Consider the following 20,209-nt stretch of genomic DNA (forward strand, 5'->3'; position numbering starts at 1 on the left):
TTCATTGGATAATGATTGACAAATACAGATAGAATGGTATGATATTAACAATAAAGTCGAGCCCAGCTCAAAAAAGAAAGAAAAGAGGAATCTGTGGATGTCTAATTGGGACACAAAATTTTTGAAAAAAGGTTTTACCTTTGATGATGTATTGCTTATTCCAGCGGAAAGTCATGTTTTGCCAAATGATGCCAATCTTCAAACAAAACTGGCTAAGAATTTAACCCTCAATATCCCAATCATTACAGCGGCCATGGATACTGTAACAGAGAGTAAAATGGCGATTGCCATTGCGCGTGCCGGTGGTCTTGGGGTGATTCACAAAAACATGTCGATTGAACAACAAGCCGATGAAGTTCGCAAGGTAAAACGCTCTGAAAATGGCGTTATCATCGATCCATTCTTTCTCACCCCCAACCATACGATTAAAGAGGCAGATGAGCTTATGGGTCGCTACCGCATCAGCGGTGTGCCAATTGTTGAGACCATGGAAAATCGGAAATTGGTCGGGATTATCACCAACCGTGACATGCGTTTTATCTCGGATTATGACCAGCCAATTTCAACAAACATGACCAGCGAAAATCTAGTGACAGCACCAGTTGGGACGGATTTAGAGACAGCTGAAAGTATTCTTCAAGAACATCGCATCGAAAAGCTGCCTCTTGTAGATGAAAATGGTTGCTTGTCTGGCCTCATTACGATTAAAGACATTGAAAAAGTTATTGAGTTTCCAAATGCTGCGAAAGATGAATTTGGCCGACTACTTGTTGCAGGTGCAGTTGGAGTTACTTCAGATACCTTTGAACGTGCAGAGGCTCTTTTTGAAGCAGGTGCAGACGCTATTGTGATTGATACTGCTCATGGACATTCTGCCGGTGTGCTTCGTAAAATTGCTGAAATTCGTGCTCATTTCCCAAATCGTACTTTAATTGCTGGAAATATTGCAACAGCAGAGGGAGCGCGTGCTCTTTACGATGCAGGTGTTGATGTGGTGAAAGTTGGTATTGGACCAGGTTCAATCTGTACAACTCGTGTGATTGCAGGTGTTGGGGTGCCACAAGTGACAGCTATTTATGATGCAGCTCAAGTAGCACGTGAATATGGAAAAACAATCATCGCTGACGGTGGAATCAAGTATTCTGGAGATATTGTCAAGGCTCTGGCAGCAGGTGGACATGCAGTCATGCTTGGTTCTATGTTTGCAGGAACAGATGAAGCACCTGGAGAAACAGAAATCTTCCAAGGACGTAAATTTAAAACTTATCGTGGAATGGGTTCCATTGCAGCGATGAAAAAAGGCTCAAGCGATCGTTACTTCCAAGGTTCTGTCAATGAAGCGAATAAATTGGTTCCAGAAGGAATTGAAGGTCGTGTAGCCTACAAAGGTGCTGCAGCTGATATTGTTTTCCAAATGCTTGGTGGTATCCGTTCTGGTATGGGCTATGTAGGTGCAGCTAATATCCAAGAATTACATGACAATGCCCAATTTATTGAAATGAGCGGTGCTGGTTTGAAAGAAAGTCATCCGCATGACGTCCAAATCACCAACGAAGCACCAAACTACTCTGTACAATAATACCTACCCAAACAGAACCTCTGATCTTCTCAGAGGTTCTGTCTTTTCTTTACAAAAGAAAGGTATTGTGTTAGAATATAGAACTGTATTTTTAAATTTAGAAGAGTAAACTATATTTACATATTTGTAAATATAGTTTACGAAGTTGTAAATATAATTGTAAAGGAGAAAGAATGCAAGGCATTTTATTTGCACTAGTTCCCATGGTTGCTTGGGGCAGTATTGGTTTTGTTAGTAATAAGATTGGTGGTAGACCAAATCAGCAAACGTTTGGAATGACAGTAGGGGCTCTCTTGTTTGCTTCAGTGGTTTGGAGTTTAGTAAGGCCAGAAATGTCAACTGATCTTTGGATTTTTGGAATAATCGGTGGTATGCTCTGGTCCATGGGGCAATATGGACAATTTCAAGCGATGCAGTACATGGGTGTATCTGTTGCAAATCCTCTATCTAGTGGAGCACAGCTGGTTTTTGGTAGTTTAATTGGGGCGATTGCTTTTGGAGAATGGACGAAATCCATTCAATTTTTCTTAGGATTTATTGCTCTATCCCTCTTAGTGATAGGATTTTACTTCACGAGTAAACAAGACTCAGATACGAGAACTGTAGAAAATCGTTCTGATTTTAAAAAAGGATTTTCTGCCTTAACCTATTCAACGATTGGTTACTTATCCTATGCAATTTTATTTAACAATATCATGCATTTTGATGCTTTGGCAGTTATTCTACCAATGGCTGTCGGAATGGTGCTAGGTGCAATGCTGTCTATGAAATTTCACATTCGATTAGAAGTCGTTGTTTTAAAAAATGCTTTGGTAGGCATCATGTGGGGCATTGGAAATATCTTTATGCTACTTGCGGCGGCAAAGGCTGGTCTAGCGATTGCCTTTAGTTTTTCTCAATTAGGCGTGATTATCTCCATTATTGGTGGTATTCTCTTTTTGGGTGAGACGAAGACAGCAAAAGAAAAACGTTGGTTAAGTATTGGAATTGCTTGTTTTGTGATTGGAGCTGTTCTATTAGGAATTGTGAAATCTTCCTAACTGAAAACTTATCCTGAAAAGAAGTCCATTCAAAGATGGTTGATAGATTTCATGGAGAATGAAAGATTGTTGATTAAAATTCACCTTTCATCGTTTACAAGATATTGAAAAAAGATTGACAGTGATTGTCAATCTTTTTCTTCAATATTACCGGCTTTAATAGTAAAAATCTTCAAATCTTCTGGGAGATTTTTTAAGTGTTCCAGGGTTGTTGTAGTAATAAACGTTTGGATATTTTGAGAGATTGTCTTTAGTAAACTTAGTTGACGACTATTGTCAAGCTCACTCATGACATCGTCAAGTAGCAGAATTGGTTTTTCTCTAGTGATACTTTCCATCAATTCAATCTCAGCTAACTTTAAAGATAGGACAACACTGCGATGTTGACCTTGACTTCCAAAGTTTACATCCATGTCATTGATGTAAAAAGCGATGTCATCTCGATGAGGTCCAACCCCTGTATTTTTTTTAAATAAATCACGTTTTCGACTCTGTTTCAAAGCCGTTTGAAAGGTTTCTTCTAAGTTGACAGGTTCGTGAGAAACAGAAGAAAGGTAGCGGATGGTGAGTAATTCAAGGTGGTTAGAAATATCACGATGTTTTGCTTGGGCAAAGTGCTCTAACTTTTTTAGAAAATCGATACGATGCCGCATGACTCGACAACCAAATTCGGTTAACTGTTGATCAAGCACTTCTAAAAAAGTTTCATCAATCTTCTCAGTTGATTTTAGATAGGCATTTCTTTGTTTTAGGATATGGTTGTATTGGGATAAATCAGATAAATAAAGTGGCTTAATCTGCCCCAGTTCCATATCTATAAATTTTCGCCGGAGTGCAGGAGCACCTTTTACAAGCTGTAAATCTTCTGGTGCAAAGAGAACTACGTTCATATGACCAATATAGTTGGATAATTTGGTCTGTTTTAGATGATTAACCTTTGTTATTCGTCCTTTTTGAGTTAATTCAATGTCAAGAGGCAGAGTAGTTGTTTGTTTGGCTAATTCTCCGGAAACCTTGACTGTTTGGCTGGTAAAATGGATGAGATCCTTATCTGAACGTGTTCGATGGCTTCGGGTGAGGGCTAAAAAATAGATAGATTCTAAAATATTGGTCTTACCTTGAGCATTTTGTCCTAAAAAGACATTGAGTCCATCATGAAAGGAGACAGCAATGTCCTCGTAATTTCGAAAATTTTTGAGTGTAAGAGATTTTAGCCACATGATTAGGTACCAGGGAAACGAACAGGGGCATTTTTCCCTTTATTTTCTTTGGCAGATTTTGGTTTTTGACTAGATTTTTTCAAATCTTTATTCATTTTTTTAACCAATTGAGCCACTCGTTCTTTTTCAATTTTCTCTTCTTGGTACTGCTTCATTTCTGACTCACTAGGCTCCAGAATCACAATCGTAATTCCTTGGCTTGGGATGCGAATCTCATCTCCAATTCTAATTTTTTTACGTCGGCGTTCTTCTTTTTCGCCATTTAGAAAGACGGGAGTTTCTTGTAAGAAAGATTTAATGGCTCCGCCACTTTGAATGACTCCTATTTCCTTTAGGAGCGCTTGTAGGACAATGTATTCTTCAAATAATGTATATTCCATAATTCACCTCAATCTTCGCTATTATAACATATTTCTAGCGAATAGGGTGATTTAATCTAGTTTTCCTGTTAGTCTTTTAGCGGTGACAAATAGAAATGAGTATCCGTAAAAGATAAAGCAATCTGAAAAAGAATCTTATCATAATTCCCAAAAGAGCTCCATTTCGTGATATAATAGAAGTCTATATCAGAAAGCATGAGGAGTACTATGGAATTAGTCACAGGGGTTCATCTCCATTTCATTTCTTCAGATAAGTATAAGACCAATCGTATCAAAATGAGATTTGCAGCACCGCTGTCTTCAAAAACGGTTGCTGGTCGTGTTTTGGCAGCAAGCATGCTTGAAACAGCAAATCTCCTGTATCCGACTTCCCAAACCTTTCGTGAGCGTTTGGCCACTCTTTACGGAGCTACCTATTCGACTTCCGTAGCAAAAAGGGGAATGGTTCACTATGTGGATATTAATCTTTCTTTTGTTCGTGATTCTTTTTTAAGTCGGAAAAATACCTTGACCGAAGAGATGTTAGAGTTTTTGAAGGCAAGTTTGCTACAGCCCCTAGTTGTAGAAAATGCTTTTGAAGAGTCAGCTTTTGCTATTGAAAAAAGAAATGTCTTGCTAGATTTAGAAGCGGAAATTGAAAATCATTTTTACCATGCTCATCGGGAGCTAAATCAGGTTTTTTATGAGCAGGAAGAGATGCAAATTCCACGTATCGGAACGATTGATTTAATCAGCAAAGAGAATGCTCAAACGAGTTTTGAACAACTGCAATCCATGCTCAATCATGATCGGATTGATGTCTTTTTTATTGGAGATTTTAACGAAATCCAAGTGGTTGAATCGATGAAATCCTTTAACTTTACACCGAGAACACAAGCTTTACAGCTACAATATAGCCAGCCGACGTCAAATATTGTCAGAGAAGGTTTGGAACAAAAAGACACAAATCAATCGATTATTGAGTTAGGTTATCATTTTTCTACGCAATATGGAGAGGACCAACACCTTGCTCTAATTGTGTTAAACGGTCTCTTGGGTGGCTTTTCTCATTCTAAGCTATTTGTCAATATTCGGGAGAAAGAAGGATTGGCTTATACGATTTCTAGCCAGATTGATATTTTTTCAGGTTTACTACGGGTTTACGCAGGAATTGACAGACTTAGTCGAACAAAAACGGTGAGTTTAATCCATCGTCAGATTTCAGATTTGAAAAAAGGAATATTCACGGATGAAGACCTGTCAACGACCAAGGAAATGCTAAAAAATACGTTGCTGATATCACTAGATAGGCAAAATACGTTGATAGAGCGTGCCTATTTAAAAGCGGTCTTTGGGAGAAAATCCTTGTCAGCAACTGATTGGTTGACAAGTTTACAAGAAGTGTCAAGAGAAGATGTGATGGAAATTGCAAGTCAACTAAACTTGCAAGCAGTTTACTTCATGGAAGGAAAATAATGGACGACATTCAGTTGAACAAACGAGAATATGCAGGTGTCGGAGAGACTCTTTACAGAACAATTTTGCCAAATGGTTTACGACTTTTTTTAGTTCCAAAAGCGGATTTTCATGAGACTTACGGAATGATGACGACGCGATTTGGATCAATAGATACAGAGGTTATTGGCCAGGATGGAGAAGTAGTGACTTATCCGAATGGTATGGCACATTTTTTGGAACATAAATTATTTGAGGATGAAAACGGCCAAGATTTACTAAATGAGTTTGTAAAGCTAGGAGCAGAAAGTAATGCTTTTACAAGTTTTACAAAGACAAGCTATCTATTTTCAGCAACTAATCGTGTCAAGGAAAGTGTAAACTTACTGCAAACTCTTGTGTCAACGGGTCATTTTACATCTGATTCTGTGGAGAGAGAAAAGGGAATTATTGGTCAAGAGATTGAAATGTACCAAGATGATCCAGATTACCGTTTATTTTCTCAAACCTTAGCAAATCTTTATCCTAACAGTCCCCTATCAGCAGATATTGCAGGTAGCCTAGATTCTATTCAGCAGATTCAAGTGGATGATTTACAAGAGAATTTTTCTCTTTTTTATCACCCGTCTAATATGAGCCTCTTTCTTGTAGGAAATATAAATGTGCAAGAAGTTCTTGAATGGGTGCAAGAGACACAAGAATCCATTCACTATCCTCACAAGTATTCTTTTTCTCGTGCAGCAATACCTTTGAATCCGATTGTTGCAACAGAAACGATGCGTATGGACGTTGCGACCCCTAAGCTGGCTATTGGATTACGGGGCAAGGATAAGATTGAAGATTATGAATTGTATCGCTATAAAATTGCTTTGAAATTATTATTTGCTATGATGTTTGGCTGGACTTCAAAACGATTTCAGCACTATTATGAAACGGGAAAATTGGACACATCTTTGACTTTGGAAGTAGAGGTTGAAAAAGAATTTCATTTTGTAATGCTTACAATGGATACCATGGAACCTCTATCGATTTCTCACCAAATGCGTTCGGCTATTCGTCAGTTTGCCAAGGATCAAGATGTTTCAGAAGAGCACCTAGATATTATTAAGAGTGAAATGTTTGGTGATTTTCTACATGGGTTGAATTCCTTGGATTATATTGCTACCCAGTATGAAACGCATGTAGACGGAGAAAATCTGTTTGATATGCCTAAAATTTTGCAGAGTATGAGTTTGACAGATGTATTAGAAATTGGGAAACGGTTTATAGAGCAGGCAGATGTTGTTGATTTTACCATTTTTCCTAAATGATAACATTTATTTGACGAGAGAGAAGGATAGAACGTATGAGAAAAAAAACAATTGGCGAGGTGTTACGGTTAGCGAGGATTAACCAAGAGCTTTCCCTAGAGGATTTACAGGAAAAGACAGATATTCAGCTGGCTTTTTTAGAGGCGATGGAAGCGGATGAATTTGATACGCTTCCCAGTACTTTTTATGCCCGCTCTTTTTTGAGAAAATATGCATGGGCGGTTGATTTGGATGAACGAATTATCTTGGATGCTTATGAAGATGGTAGTATGATTGTTTACGATGAGATTGACATCAATATGGATGAAGATTTTCGCAGCCGAAAACGTCGAAAAAAAAGAAATTCTTTTTTGCCACTCTTTTATTTTTCCTTAGTTGCCATGGCAATTCTTGCCTTTGTGACAATCTATGTTTGGAATTATACCCAAAGACCCTCCAATCAAAACCGTGAACAAAGCTATCAAATCGTCAGTCAAGAAGAGCAATCGAGTATGAGTTCGACTAGTTCTAGTCAGTCAGAAGCTAGCTCTAGTTCTGAACCTAAGGCTAGTCTAGAAGTTACAGGAGAGGGGAGTAACTTGACAGCAAGATTGACAGGAGTGTCAACACAAGCTAAACTAGAGCTCTCTGTGAAAGAGGTGACTAGCTGGGTGAGTGTAGCTGGAACAAGCTTGGAAAATGGGGTTACTCTTTCCCCAGAGAGTAAATCGGCAGCAACAGAATTGACATCTGGTGGAACGTACCTTGTCACTTTGGGCGTTGTCAGAGGGGTAGAAGTGTTAGTTGATGGCCAACAGCTAGATACCTCAGCCTTGACAGACTATGCTGGGACGATTACAATAACAGTAGAAAATAAAGGAAGTGAATCATGAAAAAAGAAAATATCCCAAATGCTCTTACGCTGATACGTATTGGCTTTATTCCCTTATTTGTGTTGCTTCTTTCCTTGAAACACTCAGATTTGCATGTCTGGGCAGGAATCATTTTTATGGTGGCAAGTATAACAGATTATCTAGATGGTTACCTAGCTAGAAAATGGGAAGTAGTAACCAATTTTGGAAAATTCGCCGACCCTATGGCTGATAAATTATTAGTGATGTCTGCTTTAATTCTCTTGATTGAGTTGGGCTATGCGCCAGCCTGGGTAGTGGTTGTCATTATTTGTCGAGAACTAGCTGTGACTGGTTTACGCCTACTTTTAGTGGAAAATGATGGTGAGGTTTTAGCTGCTGCTCTACCAGGTAAAATCAAAACCTTTACCCAAATGTTAGCAATTATCTTTTTGCTCTTTCATTGGACATTCGTGGGACAGATATTCCTCTATATTTCTTTGATTGCGACGGTTTATTCTGGTTATGATTATTTCAAGGGGGCAGCTTTCCTCTTTAAGGATACGTTTAAGTAGATGAAAAATATAATTGAAGTTCGTGAATTGAGCTATCGCTATGATAAAACGAGTGATTATTTAACTCTTGATAACCTAACGTTTCACGTGAAACGTGGCGAATGGCTGTCTATTATCGGGCACAATGGTAGTGGAAAATCGACTCTTGTACGTCTATTGGATGGCTTATTAGAGCCACTTAGTGGAGAGATTATGATTGCTGGTGATCTTCTCACACCTGAAAATATTTGGGACAAACGTCGCCATATCGGAATGGTTTTTCAAAATCCGGATAATCAATTTGTTGGTGCTACTGTCGAAGATGATGTAGCCTTTGGCCTTGAAAATCAGGGAGTGCCTTATGAGACAATGCTAGAGCGAATTGAAGAGGTTCTTCAGATTGTGGGGATGTCTGATTTTAAGGATAGGGAACCGTCTCGTTTATCTGGCGGCCAAAAACAACGAGTAGCAATCGCTGGAATTTTAGCCCTGCGACCTGATATTCTCATCTTGGATGAAGCAACGAGTATGTTAGACCCCAGAGGACGTTTAGAGTTGATTCGGATGGTGCAAAAAATTAAGCTGGAAACAGGAATGACTGTCATTTCTATCACGCATGATTTGGATGAAATCAGTCTCAGTGATCGTGTCCTAGTTTTGAAGCAAGGCCGCATTGAATCAAGTAGTCATCCAAAAGAGCTGTTTTCTCGAACAGATTTAGCAGACTTGGGGCTGGATGAGCCTTTTGCCAATCAAATTCGTAGTGTTTTAGGTCATAAGGGGTACCAGTTACCAGCGAGTTACCTAACAGAAGAAGAATTACAGGATTATTTATGGGAATTACGCTAAAAAATGTAAGTTATACCTATCAAGCAGGGACACCTTTTGAGGGCCCTGCCCTTTTTGGAGTTAATTTAGACATCAAAGATGGCTCTTACACGGCTTTAATTGGTCATACAGGAAGTGGAAAGTCGACTATTCTGCAACTCCTCAATGGTCTTTTGGTGCCTTCTGATGGGACAGTAACCGTGGATCAGCTAGAGATTACCTCTGCCTCTCTTCCTAAGAATATCAAGCACGTTAGAAAGCAGGTAGGGCTAGTCTTTCAATTTGCAGAAAATCAGGTCTTTGAGGAAACGGTCCTGAAAGATGTCGCTTTTGGACCCCAGAATTTTGGAGTGTCTCAAGAAGAGGCAGAACGTTTAGCACGTGAGAAGTTAGCCTTAGTTGGGATTTCAGAGGACTTGTTTGAACGAAGCCCCTTTGAGCTGTCTGGAGGCCAGATGCGTCGTGTAGCGATTGCTGGGATTTTAGCTATGGAGCCTACAATTTTGGTTTTGGATGAGCCAACGGCGGGCCTAGACCCTGCAGGGCGTAAGGAGTTGATGGAATTGTTCCACTCCCTTCATCAAAGGGGAATGACCATTGTCCTTGTAACCCACGTCATGGATGATGTGGCGAATTTTGCAGATTACGTTTATGCGATGGAAAACGGTAGAGTTCGTATGAATGGCACCCCTAGCGAGCTCTTTCAGGAAGTTCAGTTGATGGAAGAAATGCAGCTAGGCGTTCCTAAAATTACAAAATTCGCCTATGAATTGAGAGAGCGGGGGATGAACGTCTCTCGATTGCCGATTACCTTAGAAGAGTTTGAGGAGATGCTTCATGAATAGCATGATTTTGGGACGCTATGTTCCAGGAAATTCAATCTTGCACCGTCTAGATCCTAGAAGTAAGCTGTTGGCCATGATTGCCTTTATTATGATTATCTTTTGGGCGAATAACATGGTGACCAATCTGTTGTTATTTTTCTTTGTGTTTGTTCTGATTTTCCTTTCGAGAATTCCCCTAGGATTTTTTGTGAAGGGATTGCAGTCTATGATCTTTTTGATTGCTTTTACGACCCTATTTCAGCTTTTCTTTATCTCTGGCGGAAAGATTGTGTTTCAATTTGGAGTTATTACCGTAACAGAGGTTGGTCTAGAGCAAGCAGGGATTATTTTTAGTCGTTTTGTCCTCTTGATTTGTTTTTCAACCCTTCTAACCTTAACGACAATGCCCTTGAGTTTAGCAGATGCTGTGGAATCCTTACTTAAACCTTTGGTAGTTTTCAACGTTCCGGTGCATGAGATTGGCCTGATGTTATCCATGAGTTTACGGTTTGTGCCGACTTTGATGGATGATACGGTAAGAATTATGAATGCCCAGAAAGCGCGGGGAGTTGATTTTGGGGAAGGCTCGATTTTTCAGAAAGTCAAGTCTGTCATTCCTATTTTGATACCTTTATTTGCTTCTAGTTTCAAGCGAGCAGATGCCCTTGCAACAGCAATGGAAGCGCGGGGATACCGAGGCGGTCATGGGCGTAGTCGATACCGTCAACTGAAGTGGACACTAAAGGATACAGCTGCACTGATTAGTATTTTTGGACTAGGACTTGCTCTATTTTTATTAAAAAGCTAAAAAAGGCGTTTTTTACGCGTAAAATCAACATTTCCGTAATTTTTGTAACATGTTTTAAAGCTTCTAGTAATATTTTATGTGTAATATGGATACTGTAAGAAAAAGGAGAAATCTCATATTACCATGAAAATTATGAAGTATACATTATCAGGAATTTTAGCAGTAGCATCTCTATTTACAGCAAATTCTGTTGCAGAAGCGGTTACTTATACTGTAAAAGCTGGAGATACTCTATCAGAAATTGCACAAGAACAAAATACAACTGTTGAAAAAATTATGGAGTTGAACAAACTTCAGGATGCGAATTTTATTACGATTGGTCAGATTTTGGAGTTAGATGAGCAACAAGTTGCTAAAGTAGGTGAAGCTAGCCAATCGGCCAACGTGCAAACACCAAGTGCACAAGCTGCAGTTACCTATGAAGCACCTGCAGTAGCTCCTACGTCCTATGCTGGAGGAGTCGTTCTTGCAAATGGAAATACAGCTGGAGAAACAGGGCGTTATGCAGCAGCTCGTATGGCTGAATTGACAGGAGTGCCAGCAGCGACATGGGAACATATCATTGCACGTGAATCAAATGGAAATCCAAATGTTGCTAATGCTTCAGGAGCTAGCGGTCTTTTCCAAACCATGCCAGGATGGGGAGCAACCGCAACCGTTGAAGATCAAATTGCAGCAGCACAACGAGCTTACAATGCACAAGGCTTGTCTGCTTGGGGTTACTAAAAAATATAAAAGAGATTGAGAATATGCCCTCGACCTCTTTTTTTATTGTTTTAGTTATTTTGATTTATGTTTAAATTGGTCAGAAATGTAAGTAAATCTTCAGGAGCTTCAAAGATTTCATCTGCTTGACAATTCTGTAAATCTTCTCTAGTTCCAAAACCCCATAGTACACCTAATGTCTGAATGCCAACGTTTTTTCCGCCAATCATGTCAAATTTAGTGTCTCCGATAATGGCACATTCCTCCAAGGGAAGTTGATGTTCCGTAATTGCACGTTTGATAACATCAGTTTTATGGTAAGCAGTTGGAAGTGCTCCATAGATGGCTGTAAAGTAACTGTCAATGTTTAAATAGTCCAACATTTTGTGGGCCATGGGTTCATTTTTACTAGTTGTGATGTACAGATGATAGCCCAATTTTTTTAAAGAGGACAATAAATTTGTCAATCCTTTGTAAACCTCTACTTGATAAACTCCGTGTTTCTTATAGTAGATTCGAAAAGCATGGATAGCTTCTTGGATCCAATTCGCATCTCCAAAGGTTGAAAAGCTAACTTCCAAAGGAGGACCGATAAAGGTTTCAAGAATGGTGTCAGAAGGAATTGCTGTATCCATCCTTTCAAAAGCAGCTCTAAACCCAGCTTTGATGCCTGCGGAGCTATCGACGACTGTTCCGTCTAAGTCAAAAAAGAGATGTTTCATCAGTGATCACCTTTTATTAGTATGTGTTCTGTAATGGATAGACAATCGAATTGATTAAATTCAAAGCAAATGATATGTGGCATTAGCGGCTTAATGCGTAGAAAATCTGTCAATCCGAAATCTTTCTTATAATAATGGAGTATGGTGGAAAGAGCTGTCCCATGACTGCCAATGACTATATTTTTTCCTTTATAATCTTGTAAACATTTTTGTAAAGCAGTAATGTTTCGAGTTTGTACCTCTTGGAGACTTTCTCCATTTGCTAATTTATAGGAGAAGTCTTTCCACTGTTTTGCTGTAAAGCTATTAAAATCTTCAATCCATACATCATCAATCTTTCGTTCTCGAAAGTCTGAAATGGTTTGAAGGGGAAGGTTTTGAGATTCGGCAAAGGGCTTAACGGTGTCTACTGCTCGTTTTAAAGGGCTTGATAAAACAAGGTCAATTTGTTTATCGGCTAGAAAATCTGTTACAAGTTGACAATCTTGTAAACCTTTTGAGGAGAGTTCCCGAGTCCAATCATCATGGTTATCATAGTTTGGTTCGCAATGGCGAACAAAGTAGACAGTGGTCATTGGCCAAAAATCTCCTTGCTTAATGTTAGTCCAGTTGGAGTAGTGGCTAGTCCTCCTTCAGCGGTTTCGCGGAAGGCAGAAGGCATACTAGAGCCGACTTGGTACATAGCATCAATCACTTCGTCCACTGGGATTTTGGATTCTATCCCTGCTAAAGCCATATCAGCAGCGATGAAGGCAAAGCTCGCACCCATAGCATTACGTTTGACACAAGGAACTTCAACTAATCCTGCCACAGGATCACAGATAAGACCGAGCATATTTTTGATGACAAAACAAATGGCTTGACTAGCTTGGTATGGACTTCCTCCAGCCGCTAAAACCAAGGCAGCAGCACTCATAGCACTGGCTGAGCCAACTTCTGCTTGACAACCTCCTTCAGCTCCTGATATGGAAGCATTATTGGCAATAACTAATCCAAAGGCTCCAGCAGCGAGGAGAAAGTCTAGTTGTTGTTCGTGAGTGAGATTTAATTTTTCAATGGCTGAGGTGAGAACAGCAGGGAGACACCCTGCACTTCCAGCAGTAGGAGTTGCACAGACAACCCCCATCTTGGCATTGTGTTCATTGACAGCCATAGCATTTTTAGCTGCGGTGAGAACAGTGTAGTCAGATAGGGAACGTCCAGAATCCATATAGCGCTGTAACTTGATGGCATCCCCTCCAGTAAGACCACTGTGAGATTTACGTTCATCTAATCCCAGTTCGACGGAGGCTTTCATGACTTCTAGGTTTCGGGTCATAAGTCGAAGAACTTCCTCTTTTTTTCGACCGGTCAATTCATACTCTGTTGCAATCATTAAGGCTGCAACGTTCCCTTGGTAATCAAGCTCAGCTTGTTCGACTAATTCTTTTATGGAATAAAACATATTTGCTCCTATTCAAAGAAATTTACATTGTGCAAGTGAGGAATGGTTCGAATATCCTCTAAGGCCTCGTGACAATCTCTACTATCGACTTCAATAATCATAATCGCTTTTTCTCCTGCCTTTTCTCGTGTAACATTCATCTGAGCGATATTAATTTGATAACGAGATAGGGCTTCGGTCACATGGGCAATCATACCGGGGACATCTTGATGGACGATAATAAAGGTTGGGGTATTCATGCTAAGTGAAACCGAAAAGCCATTTAATTCGGTCACTTGAATATTGCCTCCACCGATGGAAATTCCTGTGACACTGATTGTTTTTTGGTCATTCTTAATCGTAATTTTGGCTGTATTTGGATGGGGAGCGTTACTTTCCTTTTGGATCGTCCAAACGACCTTAATTCCACGTTTATGAGCAATTTCTAGACTATTGGGAATCTCTGGGTCATCTGTTTCCATTCCTAAAATGCCAGCCACCAGAGCTAAATCAGTTCCATGTCCGCGGTAGGTTTTGGCAAAGGAATTAAAGAGCTGGAATTCTACCTCTGTCGGCTCGTCATTAAAAATAGAAGCAACGATTTTTCCAATACGAACGGCACCTGCTGTATGGCTGCTTGACGGACCAATCATGACGGGCCCTATAATATCAAAAACTGATTGGAAACGTAGTGATTTCATAAAATCTCCTTTTCGCATAATACATCACTTTATTATATACTTGTTTGGGAAATTTTACTATGAAAAAACTTATAGAATCCTAAAACCAAGGATTTGAAGGCTGTTTTTTAGTCTGCCCTCAATCTACCTGTAATATTCTTAATCAAACAACAAGCTGAGAGTAATAAAGAGACGGTAAGATAGAATAGTTGCAAAAAGGGATAATTCCCTTCAGGAAAAGCGACACAGAAAAGGAGCATCAAAAACATGAAGCAAATACAGACAAAGAAGAAAATATGGACAGTTGGAATACTGAATTTAGCAGTTATCTTAGCATTGATTTCTTCAAGGTCAGTCAGTGCTGATAGCTATACCGTAAAATCTGGGGATACGCTTTCTGCTATTGCCAAAATGCATCAGACGAGTGTAGAAAAATTAGCTCACAAAAACAATATCCAGAATATCCATCTCATTCAAGTAGGACAGGTTTTGGAGTTGGATGATGAAACCAAGCAGGAAGAGACTACTAAAGGAGCTGAGGCCAGCCAGGAGCTATCAACGTCTAGCCTAAGTGCTGAGGAGCAAGAAGCTAAGGAATGGATTGCTCAAAAGGAATCAAGTGGTAGTTATACAGCTCAAAACGGTCAGTATTACGGTCGTTACCAGCTGACGTTGTCTTACCTTAATGGTGACTTATCGCCTGAAAATCAGGAAAAAGTAGCGGATAGCTATGTAACTAGTCGTTATGGTTCGTGGGTTGCTGCCAAAGGTTTTTGGTTAGTGAATGGCTGGTATTAGAGTAAGAGAAGACTTGTTAGGAATTTTTCTAACAAGTTTTTTGATGTTTCATCTCTTGTCTAAGGCTGGACATAGGTATATTAGTTTTTGAAAAGTGTTCTAATTGACACAGCTAGTATTTTGTAAACATAGTGTAAACCTCTATCCTACGTACAAAGAAAAAAGGTCATTCGGTGAATACTGTTCAACCTATTCCAGATAAGCAAGTGATGAAATTATAGGGCTGATAATTATCTAGCTGATAGAAAAAATCGAGGGAGGATTAGCTGGGTGTTATAGAAAGTTGACAGTTTTGTCAACAAACAGCAAAGGTAGCAAAATCTTGTCCTCTGTTCCTATTCATGCTATAATAGACCATGCTTAAACGACCTTCAAATCGTTTTTTACTCTATAAAAAATTTATGGAGTAGAATATTTGGTAAATCTTTTTTATCAAATAAGCATCTTTACACGACCTTCAATCGTGAAAAAACGAAAAGATGGGAGAAACTTATGAGTGAACACTCAAAAACGCGTGTTGTTGTTGGTATGAGTGGTGGAGTTGATTCGTCCGTCACAGCCTTGCTTCTCAAAGAGCAAGGGTACGATGTCATTGGCATTTTTATGAAAAACTGGGACGACACAGATGAATTCGGGGTCTGCACAGCAACGGAAGATTACAAAGATGTTGCAGCTGTCGCAGATCAGATTGGCATTCCCTACTACTCTGTCAACTTTGAAAAAGAGTATTGGGATCGTGTCTTCGAATACTTCCTTGCGGAATATCGAGCAGGACGGACACCAAATCCTGATGTTATGTGTAATAAGGAAATTAAATTTAAGGCTTTCTTAGATTATGCGATGACCTTGGGGGCAGATTATGTTGCAACTGGTCATTATGCTCAGGTCAAAAGAGATGAGGACGGCACAGTCCACATGCTAAGAGGAAAAGATACGAACAAAGACCAGACCTATTTCCTCAGCCAGTTGTCACAGGAACAATTGCAGAAGACCATGTTCCCACTGGGCCATTTGGAAAAGTCTGAGGTGCGGGCGATTGCTGAGCGAGCAGGGCTTGCTACAGCTAAAAAGAAAGATTCTACAGGAATTTGTTTCATAGGTGAGAAAAACTTTAAGGAATTTCTTAGCCAGTACCTTCCTGCTCAACCGGGTCGGATGATGACCATGGATGGGCGAGACATGGGAGAGCATGCAGGTTTGATGTACTATACGATTGGCCAACGGGGTGGACTTGGTATTGGAGGCCAGCATGGGGGAGATAATGCCCCATGGTTTGTAGTGGGGAAAGACTTAAAGCAGAACATTTTATATGTAGGACAAGGTTTTTATCATGACAACCTCATGTCAACAAGTCTTGACGCTAGTCAAGTTCATTTTACACGTTCTATGCCAGAAGAATTCACACTAGAGTGTACTGCAAAATTCCGCTATCGCCAGCCAGATGCTAAGGTAAGAATTGTTGTCAAGGGAGATACAGCAGTTGTCAACTTTGAGGAGCCACAACGGGCCATCACACCAGGTCAAGCTGTCGTTTTTTATGATGGTGAAGAGTGCCTCGGAGGTGGCTTGATTGACAATGCTTATCAAGATGGTGAAGTTCGTCAGTATATTTAATACTTGTCAACTAAGTTTACAAAAAGAAAAATAGCTTTGGTGTTTTTGATACCCAAAGCTATCTTATTGTGTGAATGTGTACTTAAATTAACAGAGTGCGGTAATAGAGGTGTAGATGGTTATCTTACATAGTCATTACCCTTAACAAGCTCTTTTCTTGAAAGGTAGCCGTTAAATTATCCCTGTCCACGTTCCTATAATTTTTTAATAGATTTATAGCTTGTTAGTTTATCTGTCTTTTTGACAAATACTCCTCCTCTAACATTAGGTGAGAAATAGACACAGGACCATAACCTAAATGGGGAGAAGTGGAGCTGACGCCCCCTGTTTCAAGAACAAGGTGAACACTGCCTCTGTTTCTAAATAAATAGCCACCGGATGGCTTACTGTAATTCATATTTTTTTCGAGGAAATGCTCACTTTACTTCTCAGAGTATAGTAGGAAATAAGGTACAAGACATTATAGATAAAGTGAATTTATAGCCATTATTTTCCTTTCTTTTTGGAATACAAACTAACCAAAATAAAATATAGAAGTAGAAAAATAATATAAATGTATCTAAGCTCATTATGTTGAGCTTCTATGTAAAGAATTACAGTTAATGTGCAAACTAATGAAGTTAAAATAAATAAACCATTGCTCATAGTCTGTCTCCAATCATTCTCCTTTATTTGGATAGATACATATTAGGTATAATCTAAAGATATTATAGCATCTATATTTATTTTTTGCAACGCTTACCGTTGTATTTTCCTTGATTTTTTTGAAAATTCTGCTAGAATAATAATAGCAATCACTATGATGGTCAAAGCTCATAGGAATTGGACGTTTTTTGCGTGCAGTTTCTGAGGGTTTTGGCTCTTTTTGTGTAGAAAAGGAGACGTCTGTGGATTTTAGGTCAAGAAGCCAAAATCAGATTTTTGGAGTTCGAGCGACAGCACTCATTATGAGAGGCAATCGTCTATTCCTGTCTTATCGGAAAGAGACAGAAACATACTATACAATTGGTGGTGCAATTGAAGTGGGCGAATCAACAGAGGAGGCTGTTAGCCGAGAAGTGAAAGAAGAGCTTGGAATTGATGTTACCGTCAAGCAACTGGCTTTTATTGTTGAAAATGAGTTTACAGTGCTTGACAACAGAAAACCTCTTCATTTTCATAACATTGAGTTTCATTATATTGTAGAATTCTCTGGAGAAATGCCTTCTCATATGATTGAAGAAAAATGGGCCTATCCTTGTTATTGGATAGATGTTGACAACCTTGTCAACGTAAATGTAGTTCCATCTTTCTTGAAAAACCATCTACCAAACTGGTCAGGAACAATGGAACATATTAGATTAAAGGAGAAAAAATGACACATACATTTACAGAGGAATATGACATTATTGTCATAGGAGCAGGACATGCAGGTGTTGAGGCTTCCTTGGCTGCCTCTCGCATGGGTTGTAAGGTTTTGCTAGCGACGATTAACATTGAAATGTTGGCGTTTATGCCGTGCAATCCCTCAATTGGCGGTTCGGCAAAAGGAATTGTCGTCCGTGAAGTAGATGCCTTAGGCGGGGAAATGGCCAAGAATATTGACAAGACCTATATTCAGATGAAGATGCTAAATACAGGAAAAGGTCCTGCGGTTCGTGCCCTTCGTGCGCAAGCAGATAAGGAATTGTATTCCAAAGAAATGCGGAAAACAGTTGAAAATCAAAAAAATCTAACGCTTCGTCAGACCATGATTGATGAGATTTTAGTCGAAGATGGTAAAGTGATTGGGGTCAAAACGGCTACTCAGCAAAAATATGCAGCACAGGCAGTGATTGTGACCACAGGTACAGCCCTTCGCGGTGAGATTATTATTGGAGATTTGAAATACTCATCTGGACCAAATCATAGTCTAGCTTCGATTAATTTGGCGGATAATTTGCGTGATTTAGGCTTGGAAATTGGCCGATTTAAGACAGGAACGCCTCCTCGGGTCAAGGCTTCTTCGATCAATTATGAGGTAACAGAAATTCAACCGGGCGATGAAAAGGCTAATCACTTCTCTTACACATCGCGAGATGAAGATTATGTGAAGGACCAGGTTCCTTGTTGGTTGACTTACACAAATGAAACAAGTCATGATATTATCCAAAAAAATCTTCATCGGGCTCCTATGTTTTCTGGAGTAGTGAAAGGTGTTGGACCGCGTTATTGTCCGTCTATTGAAGATAAGATTGTGCGTTTTGCGGATAAGGAACGCCATCAGCTCTTTCTTGAACCAGAAGGTCGCAATACTGAGGAAGTTTATGTTCAAGGCTTGTCAACGAGCCTGCCAGAAGATGTCCAACGTGATCTAGTTCATTCGATTAAAGGTCTTGAGAATGCAGAAATGATGCGAACGGGTTATGCGATTGAATACGATATGATTATGCCCCATCAATTGCGGGCGACACTTGAAACGAAGAAGATTTCAGGTCTATTTACAGCAGGTCAAACCAATGGAACATCTGGCTATGAAGAAGCGGCTGGGCAAGGCATTATTGCGGGAATCAATGCAGCTCTTAAAATTCAAGAACAGCCAGAGTTTATCTTGAAACGCAGTGATGGCTATATAGGCGTGATGATTGATGATTTGGTGACCAAGGGGACGGTAGAGCCTTATCGGTTATTGACCAGCCGAGCAGAGTATCGCTTGATTTTACGCCATGACAATGCAGACATGCGTTTAACAGAAATGGGGCGTGCGATTGGATTGGTTGATGATGAACGTTGGGCACATTTTGAAACAAAAAAATATCAGTATGAGACAGAGATGAAACGCCTAGAGTCTATCAAGCTAAAACCAGTTAAGGAAACGAATGCCAAGGTAGAAGAACTTGGCTTTAAGCCCTTGACAGACGCCGTGACTGCTAAGGAATTCATGCGTCGTCCAGAAGTTAGCTATGCTGATGTTGTAGCTTTTATCGGACCTGCTGCAGAAGAATTGGATGAAAAAATCATTGACTTGATTGAAACAGAGATTAAGTACGAGGGTTATATTTCAAAGGCCATGGATCAGGTAGAAAAGATGAAGCGGATGGAAGAGAAACGCATTCCAGCTACAATTGATTGGGATGATATTGATTCCATTGCGACCGAAGCTCGTCAAAAATTTAAGAAAATCAATCCAGAGACCATCGGACAGGCAAGTCGGATTTCTGGTGTCAATCCAGCTGATATCTCGATCCTAATGGTTTATTTGGAAGGGAAATCGCGTAGTATTTCAAAACATCAGAAGCAATAAAGAAAAGACAGAAAAAAGGTTATAAATCATAAAAAGCTGCAGGAGATCGCTTTCCCTGCAGTTTTTATAGTTGTTATCGTTAGGTATGATAAATATATAGGATTTGAAGGAAGTTCTTGGGATTCTCTCAAGAAATTATCAAGTAGAACTGGCAAGATGCCTGCAAAACGGCTGATGTTAGTCAAATCACTGTTGTTT

At 39.6% G+C, this 20,209-nt stretch carries 20 protein-coding genes; 14 read left to right on the forward strand and 6 right to left on the reverse strand.

From position 1 onward, the window contains the following. The first annotated feature begins 97 nt into the window (after positions 1–97). Together guaB and BFM96_RS03025 are read left to right on the forward strand one after the other, a co-directional pair. The gene (guaB, locus tag BFM96_RS03020) at positions 98–1,579 is read left to right on the forward strand and encodes an IMP dehydrogenase (RefSeq protein ID WP_068990111.1); all 1,482 of its coding nucleotides are present in this window, start codon (positions 98–100) and stop codon (positions 1,577–1,579) included. 173 nt (positions 1,580–1,752) lie between these two features. Continuing rightward, on the forward strand, positions 1,753–2,619 hold the full coding sequence (locus tag BFM96_RS03025) for a GRP family sugar transporter (protein ID WP_068990116.1): 867 nt from the start codon (positions 1,753–1,755) through the stop codon (positions 2,617–2,619). 128 nt (positions 2,620–2,747) lie between these two features. Here the strand turns inward: BFM96_RS03025 and recF are convergent, their stop codons facing one another. Both recF and BFM96_RS03035 read right to left on the reverse strand, forming a co-directional pair. Beyond that, a complete protein-coding gene (recF, locus tag BFM96_RS03030) occupies positions 2,748–3,839 on the reverse strand; it encodes a DNA replication/repair protein RecF (RefSeq protein WP_068990119.1) in 1,092 nt (363 codons plus the stop codon). A gap of 2 nt (positions 3,840–3,841) precedes the next feature. After that, positions 3,842–4,219: an RNA-binding S4 domain-containing protein gene (locus tag BFM96_RS03035; RefSeq protein WP_068990126.1), complete on the reverse strand. Its 378-nt coding sequence runs from the start codon at positions 4,217–4,219 to the stop codon at positions 3,842–3,844. A 207-nt stretch (positions 4,220–4,426) separates the two neighbouring features. Here BFM96_RS03035 and yfmF point away from each other — a divergent pair, with 207 nt between their 5' ends. The 8 genes from yfmF (at position 4,427) to BFM96_RS03075 (ending at position 11,533) form a co-directional block, all read left to right on the forward strand. After that, on the forward strand, positions 4,427–5,674 hold the full coding sequence (gene yfmF, locus BFM96_RS03040; protein WP_068990132.1) for an EF-P 5-aminopentanol modification-associated protein YfmF: 1,248 nt from the start codon (positions 4,427–4,429) through the stop codon (positions 5,672–5,674). Continuing rightward, positions 5,674–6,963 carry an EF-P 5-aminopentanol modification-associated protein YfmH gene (yfmH, locus tag BFM96_RS03045; protein ID WP_068990134.1) on the forward strand — a complete coding sequence of 430 codons (1,290 nt, stop codon included), beginning with the start codon at positions 5,674–5,676 and terminating at the stop codon, positions 6,961–6,963. Before yfmF ends, yfmH begins: the two co-directional genes overlap by 1 nt. A 35-nt stretch (positions 6,964–6,998) precedes the next feature. Beyond that, positions 6,999–7,835, forward strand: coding sequence for a cytoskeleton protein RodZ (gene rodZ, locus BFM96_RS03050; RefSeq protein ID WP_068990136.1), 837 nt, complete (start codon positions 6,999–7,001; stop codon positions 7,833–7,835). Continuing rightward, positions 7,832–8,368 (forward strand): CDP-diacylglycerol--glycerol-3-phosphate 3-phosphatidyltransferase, encoded by a 537-nt coding sequence (gene pgsA, locus BFM96_RS03055; protein WP_068990139.1) that lies wholly within the window; start codon positions 7,832–7,834, stop codon positions 8,366–8,368. Before rodZ ends, pgsA begins: the two co-directional genes overlap by 4 nt. After that, positions 8,369–9,196 carry an energy-coupling factor transporter ATPase gene (locus BFM96_RS03060; RefSeq protein WP_068990142.1) on the forward strand — a complete coding sequence of 276 codons (828 nt, stop codon included), beginning with the start codon at positions 8,369–8,371 and terminating at the stop codon, positions 9,194–9,196. Continuing rightward, a complete protein-coding gene (locus BFM96_RS03065; protein WP_068990145.1) occupies positions 9,181–10,020 on the forward strand; it encodes an energy-coupling factor transporter ATPase in 840 nt (279 codons plus the stop codon). Before BFM96_RS03060 ends, BFM96_RS03065 begins: the two co-directional genes overlap by 16 nt. Further along, entirely contained in the window at positions 10,013–10,807 is a 795-nt protein-coding gene (locus BFM96_RS03070) for an energy-coupling factor transporter transmembrane component T family protein (RefSeq protein WP_068990148.1), read from the forward strand. Before BFM96_RS03065 ends, BFM96_RS03070 begins: the two co-directional genes overlap by 8 nt. 117 nt (positions 10,808–10,924) lie before the next feature. Further along, entirely contained in the window at positions 10,925–11,533 is a 609-nt protein-coding gene (locus tag BFM96_RS03075; RefSeq protein ID WP_373283957.1) for a LysM peptidoglycan-binding domain-containing protein, read from the forward strand. Between the two features lie 50 nt (positions 11,534–11,583). On the opposite strand, the gene BFM96_RS03080 is transcribed toward BFM96_RS03075, so the two are convergent. From BFM96_RS03080 to sdaAB, 4 genes are read right to left on the reverse strand one after another with little or no spacing between them, the layout of a single operon-like run. After that, positions 11,584–12,234 (reverse strand): HAD-IA family hydrolase, encoded by a 651-nt coding sequence (locus BFM96_RS03080; protein WP_068990156.1) that lies wholly within the window; start codon positions 12,232–12,234, stop codon positions 11,584–11,586. Further along, positions 12,234–12,809, reverse strand: a complete 576-nt coding sequence (locus BFM96_RS03085; protein ID WP_068990158.1) for a histidine phosphatase family protein — start codon at positions 12,807–12,809, stop codon at positions 12,234–12,236. Before BFM96_RS03085 ends, BFM96_RS03080 begins: the two co-directional genes overlap by 1 nt. Then, positions 12,806–13,678 (reverse strand): L-serine ammonia-lyase, iron-sulfur-dependent, subunit alpha, encoded by an 873-nt coding sequence (gene sdaAA, locus BFM96_RS03090; protein WP_068990161.1) that lies wholly within the window; start codon positions 13,676–13,678, stop codon positions 12,806–12,808. The genes BFM96_RS03085 and sdaAA overlap by 4 nt, the downstream gene beginning before the upstream one ends. A gap of 8 nt (positions 13,679–13,686) precedes the next feature. Further along, positions 13,687–14,358 carry an L-serine ammonia-lyase, iron-sulfur-dependent subunit beta gene (gene sdaAB, locus BFM96_RS03095; RefSeq protein ID WP_068990166.1) on the reverse strand — a complete coding sequence of 224 codons (672 nt, stop codon included), beginning with the start codon at positions 14,356–14,358 and terminating at the stop codon, positions 13,687–13,689. Positions 14,359–14,604: 246 nt separating this feature from the next. On the opposite strand from sdaAB, the gene apf reads away from it, so the two are divergent. The 4 genes from apf (at position 14,605) to mnmG (ending at position 20,011) form a co-directional block, all read left to right on the forward strand. Continuing rightward, positions 14,605–15,135 (forward strand): aggregation-promoting factor, encoded by a 531-nt coding sequence (gene apf / locus BFM96_RS03100; RefSeq protein WP_068990167.1) that lies wholly within the window; start codon positions 14,605–14,607, stop codon positions 15,133–15,135. A gap of 492 nt (positions 15,136–15,627) precedes the next feature. Continuing rightward, positions 15,628–16,749 (forward strand): tRNA 2-thiouridine(34) synthase MnmA, encoded by a 1,122-nt coding sequence (gene mnmA, locus BFM96_RS03105; protein WP_068990168.1) that lies wholly within the window; start codon positions 15,628–15,630, stop codon positions 16,747–16,749. 887 nt (positions 16,750–17,636) lie between these two features. Beyond that, positions 17,637–18,107, forward strand: a complete 471-nt coding sequence (locus BFM96_RS03110; RefSeq protein ID WP_068990171.1) for an NUDIX hydrolase — start codon at positions 17,637–17,639, stop codon at positions 18,105–18,107. Beyond that, entirely contained in the window at positions 18,104–20,011 is a 1,908-nt protein-coding gene (gene mnmG / locus BFM96_RS03115) for a tRNA uridine-5-carboxymethylaminomethyl(34) synthesis enzyme MnmG (protein WP_068990173.1), read from the forward strand. The genes BFM96_RS03110 and mnmG overlap by 4 nt, the downstream gene beginning before the upstream one ends. The last annotated feature ends 198 nt before the right edge of the window (positions 20,012–20,209 follow it).

The organism is Streptococcus himalayensis, from assembly GCF_001708305.1.
GTDB lineage: Bacteria > Bacillota > Bacilli > Lactobacillales > Streptococcaceae > Streptococcus > Streptococcus himalayensis.

Excerpts from the sequence above, each read along its gene's own strand:
- mnmA (WP_068990168.1), top strand. The coding sequence starts at position 15,628 with ATGAGTGAACACTCAAAAACGCGTGTTGTTGTTGGTATGAGTGGTGGA.
- BFM96_RS03070 (WP_068990148.1), top strand. The coding sequence starts at position 10,013 with ATGAATAGCATGATTTTGGGACGCTATGTTCCAGGAAATTCAATCTTG.
- pgsA (WP_068990139.1), top strand. The coding sequence starts at position 7,832 with ATGAAAAAAGAAAATATCCCAAATGCTCTTACGCTGATACGTATTGGC.
- yfmH (WP_068990134.1), top strand. The coding sequence starts at position 5,674 with ATGGACGACATTCAGTTGAACAAACGAGAATATGCAGGTGTCGGAGAG.
- sdaAA (WP_068990161.1), bottom strand. The coding sequence starts at position 13,678 with ATGTTTTATTCCATAAAAGAATTAGTCGAACAAGCTGAGCTTGATTAC.
- BFM96_RS03065 (WP_068990145.1), top strand. The coding sequence starts at position 9,181 with ATGGGAATTACGCTAAAAAATGTAAGTTATACCTATCAAGCAGGGACA.
- BFM96_RS03085 (WP_068990158.1), bottom strand. The coding sequence starts at position 12,809 with ATGACCACTGTCTACTTTGTTCGCCATTGCGAACCAAACTATGATAAC.
- recF (WP_068990119.1), bottom strand. The coding sequence starts at position 3,839 with ATGTGGCTAAAATCTCTTACACTCAAAAATTTTCGAAATTACGAGGAC.
- BFM96_RS03025 (WP_068990116.1), top strand. The coding sequence starts at position 1,753 with ATGCAAGGCATTTTATTTGCACTAGTTCCCATGGTTGCTTGGGGCAGT.
- yfmF (WP_068990132.1), top strand. The coding sequence starts at position 4,427 with ATGGAATTAGTCACAGGGGTTCATCTCCATTTCATTTCTTCAGATAAG.
- BFM96_RS03080 (WP_068990156.1), bottom strand. The coding sequence starts at position 12,234 with ATGAAACATCTCTTTTTTGACTTAGACGGAACAGTCGTCGATAGCTCC.
- BFM96_RS03060 (WP_068990142.1), top strand. The coding sequence starts at position 8,369 with ATGAAAAATATAATTGAAGTTCGTGAATTGAGCTATCGCTATGATAAA.
- guaB (WP_068990111.1), top strand. The coding sequence starts at position 98 with ATGTCTAATTGGGACACAAAATTTTTGAAAAAAGGTTTTACCTTTGAT.
- BFM96_RS03035 (WP_068990126.1), bottom strand. The coding sequence starts at position 4,219 with ATGGAATATACATTATTTGAAGAATACATTGTCCTACAAGCGCTCCTA.
- sdaAB (WP_068990166.1), bottom strand. The coding sequence starts at position 14,358 with ATGAAATCACTACGTTTCCAATCAGTTTTTGATATTATAGGGCCCGTC.
- apf (WP_068990167.1), top strand. The coding sequence starts at position 14,605 with ATGAAGCAAATACAGACAAAGAAGAAAATATGGACAGTTGGAATACTG.
- rodZ (WP_068990136.1), top strand. The coding sequence starts at position 6,999 with ATGAGAAAAAAAACAATTGGCGAGGTGTTACGGTTAGCGAGGATTAAC.
- mnmG (WP_068990173.1), top strand. The coding sequence starts at position 18,104 with ATGACACATACATTTACAGAGGAATATGACATTATTGTCATAGGAGCA.